This window comes from Paraburkholderia sp. Ac-20342 (assembly GCF_017104985.1).
In the GTDB taxonomy this organism is placed as follows: domain Bacteria; phylum Pseudomonadota; class Gammaproteobacteria; order Burkholderiales; family Burkholderiaceae; genus Paraburkholderia.
The window spans coordinates 42,060-57,100 of sequence record NZ_JAAGPQ010000034.1 but is presented as its reverse complement, the minus strand read 5'-3'; the positions used below and the strand labels follow the sequence as shown (position 1 = coordinate 57,100).

Genomic DNA, 15,041 nt, shown 5'->3' with positions numbered 1-15,041 from the left:
TCGTCCTTTCGGGATAAGTGGGACTCGCAACTGCGTTTCCCTATGGACGAGACAATAGCCCCATTGGAGCTAATCGTCAATGCAGAAAATTCACCATGGCGCCCGGAAGGGTGGCAGGAGAGCGTGCTGGTGCCCGCCAGCATGACCGGCGGTCGATTGATCGGAGCTCGCATGTCATCGAGCTCCCTGTGGATCTGCGGCGCGCGCGGCAACGCTCAGCGCCTGCATGAGTTGCGGCATGAGCGAAGGCTTCAGCGTGACGCCCGCGCGCGAGGGCCGATACTGGCCGTCGGGGCCAACAAACCAGATGCGGATGCCGACATATTCGTGACCCTTGTATTGGCCCACGGTGACGCGCAGGCGTTCGCGGGAGTTTTTCTGGATCTCGCCGATCAGCGTGCCGTTCTGCTCTGGTTCGTCGGCTGTCGGTTGAGTGTTGGGCTGGTTCACTGCACACCTCCGAGCAAATGGCGAGCCACTGCCGCGTATTCCTCAGCAGCCAGCTTCGCAGCGCGGTAGGCGCTGCGGTGATCATCTCCCGCTGCCATCGAGCGCCGCAATGATGCACGGATCACCTCTTGAGTAGCTGTCAGGATTGCCCGTTGAGTCGAATTCAAGGCCGGACGCTCGCCGGCACGCAAGCCGCACACTTTGTTGGCGAGTTTGTTAACGTTGCAGTGAAACACCTCGTCGCCGGCCACGCTACCGGCCTCGTGTGCGCGCCGGGCCATCTCTGCCACCTCGTTGTGCAGAGCGTGGTAGCTCGGCAGATACACGCCGTCGTGGAGAGCCTGCCGGCTACGAGCGTCCCGGAACGCGATCACCAGGCGCAATTTCAACGCGCGCACGCGGTCGGTGTTGCGACTGTAGGTCAGCAGCAGGTAGCATTGATCTTCGTTCAGGAGCCAGTAGCGCTCGGGGCGGCCGCCCAGCGCGCCGAGCGGCGGTTTCCCGATTTCAAATCGGAGAACTCCGAGCGTGCTGAAGTCGTCTTCGTAATCGGTGAGCTTGCGGGCAACGCTCTCGTGCTGGATGTCGAGGTGGAATGCGAGATCGCGACTGTCGACGCGCGATTCACCGCGTGACTGGTGGAGGGTTAGTGCGGTAAGCTTGCGCTGTTCGACGGCGCTCGATTCGGCTTTGCTGGGTCGGGCGTTTTTCTTTTTCACTGCCGACCTCCCACGAGTTGCTGAAGCGCGTCCCCGGGCCACATCAGGCGCCCGTTAGGCAGTTTGAAGGGACGAAGGCCGAAATATGCTCCCGTCTCACAGTAGCGTTTGCGTATGGACTGCGGACGGATTTTGAGCTGTTGCGCGAGCTCTTCCGTCGAGAGTGGAAAATCGCTGGCTGTAGACGCCAGATTGGGTGTGGACATTGGCTAGGCTCCGGTCACGAAAGCGGGTTTCGATTCGCAGCGAAGCCGCCCCGAAAACAGCAGTTCAACCTGAGTTCGTGGCCTTCAACGCGAATCGCCGGACCAAGCCTGAATTACGGGTGCAAATACGGGAGATGCGTACGTATTTGTTCTCTAGAGCCGGCGCGGCTTTCCGCGAAACGGTCCCGTATTTGAGCCGCATTTCAGTCCCGCATTTCCTCTGTCTGTTCTTCCCATTTTGACCTCCATTCCTTGAGTGCCGCCTTCTTAAAGACAGCGTCGAGCTTCAGCCATGGAACGCCGAGATCCTTGAGATATAGCGCGATGATTACCGGATTCCATGTGGCCGCCGCGGCGCCCTTTCTGCCCTTGCCGACCCGCGCCTTTTTCAGCCATTTCGCGCGACCGTCCCCGAGGTTCTTGGCCCACTTCGCGGCGTCCCACTGGTTGAGACCGTCAAAGGCGTTCGCGATCGATGGCGTCTCGATGGGCGCCGCGGCATTCAGAATCTCCGCTGTACCCTCTGCGGGGGCAACCTCGGCTTCAGCGTCGACGGGCACGAGCAAGCCCTCTGATCGGGCCCAGTTAAGCCAGGGAACCACGTAGTTCTTCCGCGCCGCCCATTCGATGTAGTACGCGGGAGGGTTGCGAGGCGCGTGACTGCCGCTCTCGAAGACCCTTTTCATTCCGGAAAGCTCACTCGAGAGGCGTACGAGTTCGAGTGATGTGATCTGAAGCTGGTTGTAGATCTCCGGATGGGCGCCGCTTTCAATGCTTTCCTTCACGACGTTAGCGTTGCGCCAGCCTTCAATGCAGACGAGAGAACCGTCGAGGTAGCGTGCGCTGACGATACGTGGGTGATCGCCGCTTTCGTCCGAGAGCGCAAACCAGTCGGCATCTGGTTCAAGGCCGAGCAGCAGTCTTAGCGCTTCGCGCGGCGTCCAGCTGTCGTGCAGAAACCATTGGAACAGCAGCGGCGCCGCTTCATTATCTGCGTGCGCTTTGATCAGCCAACGCTCGAAATTCTCCTCGTCGTTCCATGCGTTCGCGTAAGCCCTGACGTCCCGCTCATATCGTTTGTCGAGCAGGAACCCGCGCGCGAGCAACGGTCTGAGCTCGTCAAGTTTGACGATTGTGGCTTCGTCAATTGCCGTCTCGTGGCCATCCGGTTGATCGTATGCAGTGAGTTTCCCTGCGGCAATAAACGCGCGGATATGGCTCACGATACGCCGTGTTTCGAGCAGCCGAATCGCGTAGACCGGCGTGTACGGGCCCGGCCCAGTGCCGTATTGCCTCAGGGCATCTATCGCCCTTTGCATCGGGGTAGTATCTGGCCACTGGCGCCGAGCGAGATACTCGGCAGCGGCACGCGTCGACATCATGTTCCAGTCGGCCATACCTTACCTTTCGTGTCGCTGTCCGTCACGAAGACGACGCGCGCCTCCTGGAGCATCCATGCTTCGATCCGGTCGTGCCATAGCCGCAGCATGTCGAGCGGTCGACGTCGGTAATGTTTTTCGGCGACGGCACTTGGCTTATGCCCCTGGATTTGTGCGACGACGCCAACCGGGACTTCACACCATTCGCTAAGCGTTCCGAACGACCGACGCAAACCGTGCAGAGTGATATGCGGTAAGCCCGCAGTCTGCAACGCCCGACCGTGCGCAAACCGCGGACTGTTGATCTTGCCATCTGCCGCAGTCTTGCTAGCGAAGACCCATTCTGACGGTTTCCACTCTTCACCTTTCGATTTGAGCGCGCGCAACTGCCGCACATTCGGGGGCGTCTCGTTGATCCGCTTGAGCTCGAGGAGCAGCGATGCAAGATATGGGGAGAGTGGAATGACCCGCCCTGTTTCTGTCTCGATCTTGTCGGCGATTCGCATGCTGCGCCATTTGAGATCGACGTCATCCCAGCGAAGCGCCGCGAGTTCCTCTCTGCGTGCGCCCGTGATTAGCAACCCCTGAAGGTAAGTGGCAAGAACAGGGTTGTCCAGTCCACGAACGGCGCTGAACCATGCCTGCAACTGCTCGCGCTGGAGACAGTCGCCTTCCTTAACACCGACGTTGGGCAGCACGCTTGTCACTTTAGACGACGTGTAGCAGTCTGCCACGACGGAACCGCTATATTCGTCCTGGCCTTCGCACCATCTTGCGAATGCTTTCAGCATCCGATAGGCATATGCCATCGAGGTTGGACGTATCGCGGTCTCCGCTTCGAGCAACGCGCGCACACGATCGGCGCTCAACTCCCCGAGGGGAATATCCATTAGCGGTGCAAGCGGTCCGGCGACAGTCTTACCACCTCCGCGCTTGGGCGCGCCGCCGGCGGCCGCATAGAGCACATGATCGGCGATGTATTTGGCAGATCTAGGCTTTCTGGTCTTCGGGGAAGGTGTGCTTTCCAGATAAAGAATGTAGTCTGCCCAGGCAGTTCCCACGGTCGTGCTCATACGCCGAAGCTCGCGCTGCTCGGCATCAAATTCAGCACGTTTTCGAGCGCGATCGGCGCGCGGGTCAATACCCTTGTCGAGCAGACGCTGCAACCGGCGGGCCTCTTCTTGAGCTTTAGCGATGTCCCAGTCGCGTGGGTCACCTATAGTGACGCGCACGGTTCGACCGTGCAGCTTTCCTTGGAAGATATAGGTCCTTGCGCCCGCGACGGTGGCACGCAGACCGAGGCCTGACGCTTTGCTGTCCCAGATGAACGCCTGGTCGACCGGTTTGCCGCTTTTCGTGAACTGACCACCGGGGCACGCGTGCCGGTTGACTCGATCCGCTGTGAAATTGATCTTCGCCACTTTCGTTTTGCTTTCGCTGTAAGAATGGGCGGCGGCCTCTTTCCATGTAACCGCCATGTAACCCGATTATGGGGAAACGGGTCAATTCGGGTCAACGCTTTTATCAGAGGGGATCGGCCGGAAACGGCTATGGAGGCGTAGTTTCGCGGGTTACATGAATGCCGCTCAATGCAGAAATATGTCGAATTGGGACGATTTGGGATCAGAGGGTCGAAGGTTCGAATCCTTTCGCTCCGACCAAAGAAAATCAAGGACTTATGGCGTTTCGCCATAAGTCCTTTTCTTTTTCTGGCTCCGTCAAACGGACTCCAGCGCAAACACGATCATGGCAATGATCGAACCAAAGAATAGGCATGCCCCGAGCGTGCGCTTGCGATTGAGCTCGGTCCACAGAATCACGCCCGTTAGCGACAGCAGCACGAGGCTCCCCGCGATGGAGTCGGCGAGCAGGACCCATCCGGCGCTGGCGCCATTGGCTCGGTGCAACGCCTCCAGCATGCCGATGACGCCCTGCTCCCGCCGCTCGACCGACACGAATGTGCCGCCTTTCCAATATTCGGCGTTGACGAAGTAGCGCGGGGAAATGAATCGCGCAGTCCAGCGCTCGGGCTGGACGACCGATTGATCGCCCCAGGTCACGGGCTGCGCAGGCTGACGCGACACGCTGGAGGACGGCCGGTCGAGATGAAGCCCGGATCGAACCCACTTCCCTAAATCGCGCGGGTCGTTCAGCGAGCCGGCAGCAACCGGCAACTGTACGGTCGAGACCACGGGCCCTTGGCCTACGCGGAATTTCATGACGGCCCGATGGTTCTGCAATATGCCCGTCACACCGAACAGCAGCCCAAGGACGGCCCCCCACAGACCGACCCAGCCATGTATCTTGCGCAGCCATTTGAGAAACTGGCTGCGGCGCGAGCGCGTGGCGGCGCGGATCGTATTGCCGGTACTCGCGGCGGCGACTCGAGTAGAAATTTGCATCTTTCGATCAGGTAGAACGGTTGTCCGGGGCATTCCTATTCCTGCACAGTGAATGCCGTGCCCGCGATTTCATGGAGCAGCTTGACGCGCTGCCGGCGACGATGGTTGGCCGAGCGCCCAGTCCGTGGCCGCATCGAATAGTGTCTGGCCATCGCTGCTCAGCTTTTCGAATGACCGGTTGCCGAGGAACAGCGCGACTCGCCGTGCCGGGGCGATAAAGTCGTAATCCATGGTGGAGCCCTTCTCATAGGCGAACACGACGGCGTGGGACGGTTCGCCGGGAACGGTCGCGATCACGGTCGCGCCGGGGCCTGGCCTGCCCCACCCCATCTCGTCATCACGCGGATAGACCCAACGCTTTCCCGCGGGTACGCCACCGGCTATCGGGCTCGGCGCGTTGACCACGCTCACGTAGTGCTCCTTCTGCAGTTCGCCGAAGTCTTCCCCCTTCTTCTGGCCGGTGAAGCGCAACGAATCGTAAAGATCGGACTCCCAGGTGAGAAGCGGGATCGGCACGTCGCGAAAGCCCGTGCTTACCATGTCGCGGGCGCTGACGACCGAAGAGATGATCACGAGATCCATGCCATTCGACGCGCTTGCCGGCGTGTTTTCGTCCACCATGGTGACCGACATCCCGCGCGATTCCAGGTGGGCCCGCACCTTGTCATCCTCCTCGCGATCGCGATGGGAAAGCCGGGTCACGTAGAGAACGCGCTTGTGCAGCGCGACGCCGGGCGGCGAGCCGGCGGGAACGGACTGCGCCATGACCTCGTGAGAAAAACCAGCGACACTCACAGCGAACACGAGCGCGGCAAACCGCATGCCCCGATGACGGGACGTCGCTGAGGAATGAGAGCTGCGAGTCGCAGCGGACCAGACACGGAAAGCAAAATCAAGCATGATGAGCAGGAGCAGGTTTATGCCGGCACGCAAGCCGGCATGGTTCAGAAGTCGAAGGTCGAGGTGAGAATGACGGTGCGTTCGAGTCCGATACCCAACTGACTCGACCCGGCCGACGCCCAGTAGTGCTTATTGAAGGCGTTTTCCACGTTGAGCTGGAAACTCGCCGCCTTGCCATAGATTTTCGTGTCGTAGCGGGCTCCTGCCGTGAACAACGTATAGCCCGGAATGTAGGCCTGGTTCGCATCGTTGATCGGACGCGAGCCGACGAAATACGCCCCGCCATTGACAGAAAATCCGTTGACGTGCGGCACGCGATAATTCAGAAAGACGCTTCCGGTATAACGCGGCGTGTTCTCCGGGCGCTTGCCGAGCGTGGTCGGGTCGGTGCTATCGACCAGCGTTGCGTCCAGCCACATGCCTGTCGTCACGATCGAGAGATCGCGCGTGATGTCGCCCTGGTACGAGAATTCGACTCCCCTGTAGCAGCCCACGCCGTTTAATGCGTAGACATTGTCGGCATTCGCGCTGGCGGCCGGCTGCCGGATCTGGAACAGCGCCGCCGAGAAAATCCCGCCATTGTCGAAGCGATGGCGCACGCCGAACTCTTCCTGCCGGCTCACGGCGGCAGGCAGCACCTGATAGGCATTCGCCGCGGTCGCGGGCGCGCTGCCTGCCGATTCGAGCCCCTCGATATAGCTCGCATAGACGCTGGTTTGCGGCGTGAGCCTGAACACGAGGCTCGCGGCCGGCGAAACGTGATTGGCGTCCTGCGTGGGCGTATACGCCTGCGTGGCATGATACGAAGCGTAACGCAGGCCCGGCGTGAATTGCAGCCAGGACGTCAGGTCGATGCGATCGAATACGTAGGCCCCGCTATTCGAGGTGTGCTGCGCATAGAACGCCTTCGAGCCCGCCGCCTTCAGGTTCGTGATGCTGATCGGGTTGTAGAGGTTCTGCGAGGCCGTAAAGTAATAAGTCGTGAAATCGGGCTGAAACTGCCACGTCTTGTTCACGCCAAACGTGACGTCATGGTGAAGGCGGCCCGTATCGAACAGCCCGTTGATTTCCGCGCGTACGACCTTGCTCTCGTAGAACTGTCCATCCTGCTGGCTGCCCTGCAAGGTGCCCGCGCCGGTGTTGACGTTGTATTTCTGGAAGACCCATAGCCAACGGTTGCGCTGCGTGATCGACTGGCCGATTTCCACATTGGCACGCCAGTTGTCCGAAAAGAGATAGTCGGCGCGCAGCAACTGGCTGGTCGCCGTTGCATTCGTTTTCCTGTCGTTCGGAACCAGCAACGTGGAAGGATCGGGCAAACGCGGAAGCGCGATGACACCGCTGACCGCGGCGAGAGGCGTAATGCCGGCCTGCTCGACGACATTCTGGTCGATGTGTTCGAGGTCGTACTTGAACGAAAGACGGTTAGTCGCGCGCCAGTCCAGCGCCACGCTGGCAAAGCGGCGAAAGCCGCGATCGCCGTCGATAGGCGTTTCGACGTGCTCGTCCATCGCATTCACGCGCAGGCCGAACTGGTTGTCGGGGCCGAAACGGCGGCCGATATCCGCGTGTGCGCCAATGGACCCGTGCGAATCCGCCACGATCGAGGCCGAAGTGACGGGATCGCTCCCGGCGCGCTTCGTGACCATGTTCACCACGCCGGCCGGGACGATAAAGCCGTAGTACAACGCCGAGGCGCCTTTGAGCACTTCGACGCGCTCCTTGTTCTCCATCGGCATCCAGATGTTGTTGTCCACGGGCAGGACGCCGTTCAGCAAATAGCTGTTGCGGTTGTCGAGCGAGATGCCTCTTATGGATAACTGATCATATGCGATGCCGCTCAATTGCTGTCGAACGACGCCCGCCACGTTACGCAAACCGCCATAGAGGCCGGAGGCCGCCTGCGCCTTCAGCAGTTCCGACGTCACGACGTTGACGGTGGCAGGTACGTCCAGCACATCGAGTCCGGCGTACGGGCCGCTCTGTATCGACCTCGCTGCATACGCGCTTGCTTTCTCCTGCTTTGACGTGACGACGATCGCCTTCAGTTCGCTGCCGGGCCCGCTATCCGCCGTGGTGCTTGCCGCGGGACGGGTCGGGTTGGCGGATGCCCCATTCCGCGCCGAATCGCCGGAGATCGCGGTGTCGCTGTCGGTCGTCGATGCGCATGCCGCATAAGGCAAGCCGAGGCTCACGACAGCCAGGGCGGCGGCGATGGCAAACGGCGTTGGGGTCGATGATGATTGGGCCGAGCGTCGGCGGCGAAAGGTTGGGTGCATACACGGTGAAACGAGGGGCATGGAACGGACAATGAAGCATTGCTCCGCGATCGACGAGACACGGCTCGCAACGGCACAGGGCGCCGAGCGAAAATTTGTCAATCAGGAGTACATATCTTCACCACGGCGTGATCGACGGCGCGAACCTGTCTCGTCGCGGCATTTCAGCCGATTGGAAAAATCAGATTGTAAGCAGGCGGAAGTTGATCGTCAATGCATATGAGAATTATTATCATTAACTAATCTGTCGTGGCGCGGGGATAGTTGGGGGTAGTCAGGAACGGTTTGGCCAACCTCGCAACCAGTCAGGTCGCGATCTGCAGCATCTCCGCCAGCACCAGTCCAGCCGCCCCGCGCATTCCGGCAAGATAGCCCGCGTCGCCCAGAACCAGTTCCAGGGCGGCTCCCGGGTGCCAAGGCAAAAGGTCATTGACCTCCCGTGCAATTGCATCGAGGAGTGTCTGCCCGCCCGCAGCGATATCCCCATGCAAAATGAACATGCCGGGCACGACGATCTGTTGAAGATTGGCGATGCCATAGGCCAGATTCCGGGCAAACTTCCTTAGCAGCAAGTCGGCATCGGACGAACCGCCGGATACCAGATCGGTCAACAGCCTGAAATCGAGCTTGTCGGCGTTGCTCAGGCCAACTGAGCCGGCCTCGCGGCGAAGCCATCCGAGCGTGGCGATCGTCTCCAGGCAGCCGCGCTGTCCGCAGTGGCAGAGGGCTCCGCCCACGTGCACACGGGTATGTCCAAGTTCGCCGCCCGTTCCCTTCGGCCCGCGCAGCACGCGACCATTGAGAAAGAGCGCGGAGCCGATACCCTTCGTAACGTACAGGACAGCGAAACTATTTTTCCCTCGGCCCGCGCCGAACCACCTGTCTCCAAGCAGGAGAGCACGCGGATGGTGGTCGACGAATGTCGGCAAGCCGAAGCGACCTTGAACTTCATCCCGAATCCGCAGACCACCCAGACCCGGCGTCATGGCGTTATCGACGATCGATCCGCTGTCGGTGTCGACCATGCCGGCCACCGCCACGCCAATGCCGAAGGGCGCTCTCCCGGCACGCTTCAGGGTGGCCTGGACGCACTTGAAAATGATTTTCAGCAATTCGGACTGCGGCACGTCGCATGAGTCGAACGGCAGCCAGTTTTCAGCCCGAATGCGGCCGTCCATCGAGACGAGCGCAGCACGTACGCCGTCATGCATGAGCAGAACGCCACACAGGGGCTTTGCGTCGGCGGCGAACCAGAGGGGGCGCGCCGGCTTGCCGCCGACGTTATTCGCCGGCAGAGGCTCGCCTTCCACGAGTAAGCCCTTGTCGAGCAGCGGCTGAAGTATCCCGGTCATCGTGGACCGGTTGACGTCGGCATGCCGCGCAAGTTCTGCGCGGCTGGTCGGTCCGAGGTCGAACAGCGCCTGAACCACCCGGTTGCGGTTTGCAGAGCCGACATCGGATGACGAAATCAGGCCCGCTCTCCCCTGCCGGCGGTCGCCGGGCTCAAGGAAGTCATCGAGGCCACGAGAATTTCCGACCGTGCGGCCGAGTGCGTTGGTTTCTTTCATTTTGCAATCGTGTTGGTCGCCGAAGGCCGAACCATTGCCCGGCTAGTCTGAATATTACAGGTGATCGCGGTTGTCTCTGTCGGGCGAGGTAAGAAGTACACGAGCGCGTCACATGTTTGTGTGAGACTCGAACATACTAAAACATGATGCACCAACGTCATGCACCGCTCGTCCGTCTGTCTTTCCCTTCTCGTGACCCCCGCTGTACTTACCGCCTTTGGATATACCCATGGAAAAAATGAAAATGCCGCCAGGAAACGCTCAGAAGCTGCAGGGACCCGCGTTTCCCCTACGCGCCACGGCTCTCGCTGTCATCGTCCTCGTCCCGGTCTTGCTGTCCGGATGCGGCAGCAGCGATGACAATCCTGGCAGTACTACGCAAACGCCGACGCCGGCGCCGACTCCCGCTCCGGTCGCAACGTGGCAATTGCCGGCCTCGGAAATACCGCTCGGCCCTTCGGGACAGCAGGAAGCGCGCACCACCACGCCGTTGAAAACGGGAGTCACTTACTATCAGATAACGCGCGGTCAAACAGCGAGCAGCGATTTCTGGACGATTACCGTTCAGTTCGCGAAAACGCAGTCCGCAGCGGCCCCTGCCGCCGCCGCACTGGCGACGGCCGGCTATCAGGTGCGTTATGACTCGGCGGGTACAGGCCCAGACGGTTCGCCACTCGGATTCAACGTTTCCGTGGGCCAGTATCCTACGCAAGCGGCCGCGCAGACCGCCGCGACGACCATCGCGCAGCAGACGAACAACGCCTATACGCTCAAAGTGCGCAACACCGGCCTCGACGGCAATGCCTCGTCGACCGGCCCGTGGCTCGTCAATGTCCTTGCCATCGCGCCCACCTTCAAGGGCAATCTGCAGAACGTCATTGCAGGCGGCAACCAGGCGGACACCGGCGGCATGATCGGCCCCGCGGGTCTCGAAACGCCTCAGTCCACGGCCGCGCGAATGGGCGCATTTGCCGCCATTAACTCCGGATACGGTTCGGCAACCGCGCTCGCGACCGGCGGAACGGCAAGCACCCTCGTCTCCAATGGGAAACTCGAAGGCATGGCGGTGAACGGTCAACCGGCTGTCTCGTTCGCACAGGTCAACGGCTCGCCGTCGGTCTCGTTCCTGCAAAACGTGTCGACGACGGCGACGGTCACCAGCAGTCAAGGGGCCAGTGCGTCGATCCTTGGAGAGAACCGCTCCATTCTCGGACAGGTCTACAACTGCGGCAGTCCGGGCGCATTGCCTAACGCGGGGCCCGCGATGGATTATCCGTGCACGAACTACAACGACCTCGTGCTGTATGACGGCAACTACAACGGCGGCCTGACATCGGCCACTAACGTCGACCCCGGCTACTCGGGAGCAACCTATGAGGTACTGGTCGATAGCAAGGGCGCCGTGGTTTCCGGAAGTACCGTTCTGGGAGCGCCGCCTCCGCCGGGTGGCTACGTTCTTCAAGGGCTCGGCACAAGCGCGGCATGGCTGCAACAGAATGCGGCCAACGGCGCCTCGCTCAACGTGACGCAAAACGTGCAGTCCAACGCGGGACCGATGACGCTGGCTCAAGGTACGTCGCTGGCAGCGGCAGGTCCTACCCTGCTGCCCGCCGCAACGGTCCAGCAATCCGCCGTGGCCGAGGGATTCTCGCCCACTTTCGGCAACCTCGATCGCACCGGCAGTTGGTACTGGGGCTGGTTCATGGCTCGCAACCCGCGAACGATGATCGGCACGACACCCGACGGCACCATTCTTCTCGTGGAAATAGATGGGCGCCAACCCGGACTGTCCATCGGGACGACCATCCAGGAAACGGCAAACGTCATGCAATGGCTTGGCGCCAGCAAGGCCATCAATCTGGATGGCGGCGGGTCCAGCGCCATGATCGTCAACGGGGCCGACGTCGCTCATCCGTCGGATAACTCGCCGGCAACGCCGACCCAACGAAAGGTCATCTCGTCACTGGTGTTGACCCAGTAATCGCTGTTCGCGCTCGCCCGCTCCGCTCACTAGCCGTGCGGGCGAGCGCGGCTCGGGCGAGCGACGGTAACGCGTGTCGACGCATCCGCATCATGATGCAACACGCCACGGCTTTTTCAAACGACGGTACCCGCCCACCCAACTCAACCACGCTGCTTGCGCGGACTCTCCTCGAGATCGGCGATCGATTGATCGATCGAATCCATATGCGCGGTCATGGCCGCCCTCGCGAGCGCGGGGTCTCTCGCGGCAATTGCCGCATAGATGGCGCGGTGCTCGCTATGCGCCTGCGAGCGCCGTTGCGGAAGACGGGCCGCCGTGAAGGCTTCTTCTTCGACCATGGTGCGCAAGTTTCCGATGATCTTGGCAAGCAGCGGATTACCGGTGGCCCGGGCAATCGCCACATGAAAATCGGCGTCCAGCTTGTTACGGCTCGCGGCGTCGTCTTCGCTCTCCAGCCGGTCGAGAATCGATGCGATTTCGTCAAGCTGCGCCTTGCTGCAACACCGTGCCGCTTCCTCGGCCGATGGAATCTCGACGTAGCGCCTCACCTGATTCAGATGCGCCGGCGCGTAGCCGCCGAATACGAGTTCAGGTTTGACCTCCGTGGCCACGACGAAAGTACCGGACCCGCTTCTGGCAACGGTCAGGCCCATCGCGTCCAGACTCACGAGCGCTTCACGGATGACTGGCCGGCTCACGCCGAAGAGCCGCGCCAACTCGTTTTCCGACGGCAGCCGCTCGTTGATGCCCAACTCCCCGGACTGAATGCTGGCGATAAGCCGCTCGCGCACCTCGTCGACGGCACGACGGCGGCCGATCTTTTCGATCGATCCGGCAAAGGACGGCGCATTAGACACGGATGACCCCAATCTGCCGGGCGCGTTGCACATGCAATCCCTCGCGATGAAGCGCGGCACAGGAAGCGCGATATGACGATGCGCGCAAGACGTCAGTTAACATGGATGGTTCGCGACGGTATTGACGAGAGTGCCGATCTGGGAAATTTCGATCTCTATCGAATCGCCCTTCTTCAACCAGACAGGCGGCTCGCGAAACGCGCCGACACCACCGGGCGTGCCCGTGATGATGACGTCGCCGGGTCGTAGCGGCGTGAACGACGAGCAATACTCGATGAGCTCCGCAATGCCGAAGATCAGGTCGCTCGTGTTCGCGCGCTGCATGACCGTGCCGTTCAGACGGGTAGTCAACGCGAGATTCGAGGGGTCCGGAATCTCGTCGGCGGTGACGAGCCAGGGGCCGAATGCGCCCGTCGACGGAAAATTCTTGCCGGGCGTGAATTGCGTCGTATGACGTTGCCAGTCACGAATGCTCCCGTCGTTGTAGCACGCATATCCCGCGACGTATTCGAGTGCATGTGCAGACGGCACGCGATGTGCCTCGCGGCCGATCACCACGGCCAGCTCGCCTTCGAAATCCAGTTGCGTGGACTCGGGCGGACACACGAGCGCGCCGAGATGGCCGCATTGGGAATCGGCGAAGCGCGTGAAGATCATCGGATGCGACGGCAGCGCGCGGCCCGTTTCCTTCACATGTGCATGGTAGTTGATGCCGACACACAGAATCTTGCCGGGATCGGAAATGACCGGCAGCATGTCTACCTGGTCGAGCGGCAAATGCTCCGTGGACTCAAGCGCCCAACGGGCGATGTCCGGCAAACGCCCAAGCGCAAGCGCGTGCCTGAGCGTCGCGCCGACCTCGGAGGAAATCGGCGCCACGTCGATAATCCGGTCTTCCTCGACGACGCCATAGGACGCGCGTCCATCGACGCGAAAACTTGCGAGCTTCATGCGGGTATCAGTCCGTTCGATGTTGAAAGGGATCAGGCGGAGTGCCGGACCGCATTGGCCTGTCGCAAGCTGTCCGGCGCGCTCGCGAACCAGGTGCAAACGGCGGCGACCACGAGGCACACCCCCATCAGCACGAGTCCCGATGCGAACGACGGCGATACCGAGCGTGCGTAACCGACGAGATACGGTCCGGCGAAGGCGCCAAGCACGCCGCCGATGTTGACGATCCCCATCACGATGCCGGTCACGCCGGGCGGCACCGCATCGGTGGCGATCGACCAGACGACCGGATACACGCCATAGATGCCGCATGCGGCGATCGTCAGCAGCAGCATCGCGATACCGAAGGACACGTTCCCATAGGTGGCCGCGCCCACGATCAGCGCCAGCGCCGAGACGACCAGCGGCCACACGGCATAGCCGCGCCGGCTCACGGCCCGATCGGCGAGATTCGACAGGATGACTAAGGAAATGACAGAAACCGCGAACGGCAGCGAGCTATACCAGCCCAGGGCGACAGAATCGAGTGAGGACGCGTATTGCTTGATGACGCTCGGCAGCCAGATCACGAAGCCGAGAAAACCGATGTTCCAGAACAGCAACACGAAGAAGATCAGGATCACGGCGGGCGAGCGCAACTGCTCGAACACGACCTCGCGCGTCGCTTCCTGACGGGCGGCCGCGCTGGACGCCAAATCCGAGGCAGCGAGATGCTTCAGGAGCGCGGCGCGATCCTGATCGCTCAGCCACTTCGCGGCGGCGGGCTTTTCCGCCATGCCCCACAGCCAGACGGCCGCCCACACCAGCGGAAGAATGCCTTCGACGATAAAGAGCGTTTTCCAGCTTCCGTGTTGCAGAATCAGGCCGGCCATCGGCCCGCTGACCGCCGCTGAAATCGGATAGCACAACTGCCAGATGCCGTTTGCGCGAGCGCGCTCCCGTTCATTGAACCAGGCGCGCACGATCACGAGGAAGGTCGGAAAAATGCCCCCTTCCGCGAGACCGAGCAGAAAGCGCACGATCACGAGCTGGGTGGCACTGGTCACGAAGCCCTGCGCAATGGCAACGATGCCCCATGCGACCATCAGCACCGCCACCAGCGATCTCGCGTGGCCCCGGTCGGCCAGCCAGCCGCCGGCGGCCTGCGTAATCGCGTAACCGAGAAACAGCACGCCCGACGAGAAGCCGAGCACGCTGGCCGTGAGCCCGAGCTCCGGCCCCATGGTCGGGATGGCGAAGCTGATATTGGTGCGATCGAGAAAGGCGATCAGGAATGTCACCATCATGATCGGCAACAGGATGATCCATCGGCGTAACATGCAGGTCTCCGTTTTCTATGTGTGTTG

At 61.4% G+C, this 15,041-nt stretch carries 13 protein-coding genes; 2 read left to right on the top strand and 11 right to left on the bottom strand.

All coding sequences use genetic code 11. The features are described from left to right. Positions 1-174: 174 nt before the first annotated feature. The 7 genes from G3N58_RS16125 to G3N58_RS16095 form a co-directional block, all read right to left on the bottom strand. Complete coding sequence (locus G3N58_RS16125) at positions 175-450, bottom strand: transcriptional coactivator p15/PC4 family protein (RefSeq protein ID WP_346778270.1); 276 nt, start codon at positions 448-450, stop codon at positions 175-177. Then, positions 447-1,169, bottom strand: coding sequence for a Rha family transcriptional regulator (locus G3N58_RS16120; RefSeq protein ID WP_205999623.1), 723 nt, complete (start codon positions 1,167-1,169; stop codon positions 447-449). The genes G3N58_RS16125 and G3N58_RS16120 overlap by 4 nt, the downstream gene beginning before the upstream one ends. 409 nt (positions 1,170-1,578) lie before the next feature. Further along, the gene (locus G3N58_RS16115) at positions 1,579-2,772 is read right to left on the bottom strand and encodes a hypothetical protein (protein WP_205999622.1); all 1,194 of its coding nucleotides are present in this window, start codon (positions 2,770-2,772) and stop codon (positions 1,579-1,581) included. Continuing rightward, positions 2,754-4,175, bottom strand: coding sequence for an integrase family protein (locus tag G3N58_RS16110; protein WP_205999621.1), 1,422 nt, complete (start codon positions 4,173-4,175; stop codon positions 2,754-2,756). The genes G3N58_RS16115 and G3N58_RS16110 overlap by 19 nt, the downstream gene beginning before the upstream one ends. A gap of 297 nt (positions 4,176-4,472) precedes the next feature. Further along, on the bottom strand, positions 4,473-5,156 hold the full coding sequence (locus G3N58_RS16105) for a PepSY-associated TM helix domain-containing protein (RefSeq protein ID WP_205999620.1): 684 nt from the start codon (positions 5,154-5,156) through the stop codon (positions 4,473-4,475). Between the two features lie 69 nt (positions 5,157-5,225). Next, positions 5,226-5,921, bottom strand: a complete 696-nt coding sequence (locus tag G3N58_RS16100) for a hypothetical protein (RefSeq protein ID WP_167283578.1) — start codon at positions 5,919-5,921, stop codon at positions 5,226-5,228. A gap of 179 nt (positions 5,922-6,100) precedes the next feature. Beyond that, positions 6,101-8,014 carry a TonB-dependent siderophore receptor gene (locus tag G3N58_RS16095; RefSeq protein ID WP_346778269.1) on the bottom strand — a complete coding sequence of 638 codons (1,914 nt, stop codon included), beginning with the start codon at positions 8,012-8,014 and terminating at the stop codon, positions 6,101-6,103. A 70-nt stretch (positions 8,015-8,084) separates the two neighbouring features. Here G3N58_RS16095 and G3N58_RS34195 point away from each other — a divergent pair, with 70 nt between their 5' ends. Further along, positions 8,085-8,234 carry a hypothetical protein gene (locus G3N58_RS34195; RefSeq protein WP_241017130.1) on the top strand — a complete coding sequence of 50 codons (150 nt, stop codon included), beginning with the start codon at positions 8,085-8,087 and terminating at the stop codon, positions 8,232-8,234. 406 nt (positions 8,235-8,640) lie between these two features. Here G3N58_RS34195 and G3N58_RS16090 read toward each other — a convergent pair whose 3' ends face one another. Then, on the bottom strand, positions 8,641-9,903 hold the full coding sequence (locus tag G3N58_RS16090) for an ROK family transcriptional regulator (RefSeq protein WP_205999618.1): 1,263 nt from the start codon (positions 9,901-9,903) through the stop codon (positions 8,641-8,643). 229 nt (positions 9,904-10,132) lie between these two features. Between G3N58_RS16090 and G3N58_RS16085 the strand changes: the two genes are divergently transcribed. Continuing rightward, on the top strand, positions 10,133-11,884 hold the full coding sequence (locus G3N58_RS16085; protein ID WP_205999617.1) for a phosphodiester glycosidase family protein: 1,752 nt from the start codon (positions 10,133-10,135) through the stop codon (positions 11,882-11,884). Positions 11,885-12,027: 143 nt separating this feature from the next. Here the strand turns inward: G3N58_RS16085 and G3N58_RS16080 are convergent, their stop codons facing one another. From G3N58_RS16080 to G3N58_RS16070, 3 genes are read right to left on the bottom strand one after another with little or no spacing between them, the layout of a single operon-like run. Continuing rightward, a complete protein-coding gene (locus tag G3N58_RS16080; protein ID WP_205999616.1) occupies positions 12,028-12,804 on the bottom strand; it encodes a FadR/GntR family transcriptional regulator in 777 nt (258 codons plus the stop codon). A 36-nt stretch (positions 12,805-12,840) separates the two neighbouring features. Continuing rightward, positions 12,841-13,695, bottom strand: a complete 855-nt coding sequence (locus G3N58_RS16075; RefSeq protein ID WP_205999615.1) for a fumarylacetoacetate hydrolase family protein — start codon at positions 13,693-13,695, stop codon at positions 12,841-12,843. Positions 13,696-13,727: 32 nt separating this feature from the next. Then, the gene (locus G3N58_RS16070) at positions 13,728-15,014 is read right to left on the bottom strand and encodes an MFS transporter (RefSeq protein ID WP_167283583.1); all 1,287 of its coding nucleotides are present in this window, start codon (positions 15,012-15,014) and stop codon (positions 13,728-13,730) included. Between the last annotated feature and the right edge of the window lie 27 nt (positions 15,015-15,041).

Excerpts from the sequence above, each read along its gene's own strand:
- G3N58_RS16100 (WP_167283578.1), bottom strand. The coding sequence starts at position 5,921 with ATGGCGCAGTCCGTTCCCGCCGGCTCGCCGCCCGGCGTCGCGCTGCAC.
- G3N58_RS16070 (WP_167283583.1), bottom strand. The coding sequence starts at position 15,014 with ATGTTACGCCGATGGATCATCCTGTTGCCGATCATGATGGTGACATTC.
- G3N58_RS16075 (WP_205999615.1), bottom strand. The coding sequence starts at position 13,695 with ATGAAGCTCGCAAGTTTTCGCGTCGATGGACGCGCGTCCTATGGCGTC.
- G3N58_RS16115 (WP_205999622.1), bottom strand. The coding sequence starts at position 2,772 with ATGGCCGACTGGAACATGATGTCGACGCGTGCCGCTGCCGAGTATCTC.
- G3N58_RS16085 (WP_205999617.1), top strand. The coding sequence starts at position 10,133 with ATGGAAAAAATGAAAATGCCGCCAGGAAACGCTCAGAAGCTGCAGGGA.
- G3N58_RS16105 (WP_205999620.1), bottom strand. The coding sequence starts at position 5,156 with ATGCAAATTTCTACTCGAGTCGCCGCCGCGAGTACCGGCAATACGATC.
- G3N58_RS16090 (WP_205999618.1), bottom strand. The coding sequence starts at position 9,903 with ATGAAAGAAACCAACGCACTCGGCCGCACGGTCGGAAATTCTCGTGGC.